General features: G+C 63.4%; 1 protein-coding gene. It reads left to right on the forward strand.

The window, feature by feature from the left end; all coding sequences use genetic code 11:
- Positions 1–325 (forward strand): immunoglobulin-like domain-containing protein (locus B3E94_RS11905; protein ID WP_286913651.1); only part of this gene is annotated, 325 nt, incomplete at both ends.

Raw genomic sequence — 325 nt, forward strand, 5'->3', positions numbered from 1 at the left:
GCCAACATCACCTTCCACTTCCAGCTGAGCAACCCGCCGCAAACCGGCAGCACCACCACGCTCACCGTCGATGTCGGCGGCGTCAGCCGCACCGTGAACATCGATGCGACCGGCAAAGGCACCCTGGTCATTGCCAATACCAATGGCGAAGACGTGTACCTGGACGCCAGCAGCGTCACTGCCAAGGTCACTGCCGTGAACGGCGGCAACTTCGAGAACGTGAGCCTCACCGGCGCCACCGCGACCGCTGAAATCAAGGACACCATCGACACCACCACCGTGGCGGTCACGGCCAACCCGGCAAAAGAAGGCGACGCCACCGTCA

This window comes from Pseudomonas sp. UBA6315 (assembly GCF_002438125.1).
GTDB classification, from domain to species: Bacteria; Pseudomonadota; Gammaproteobacteria; order Pseudomonadales; family Pseudomonadaceae; genus Aquipseudomonas; species Aquipseudomonas faucium.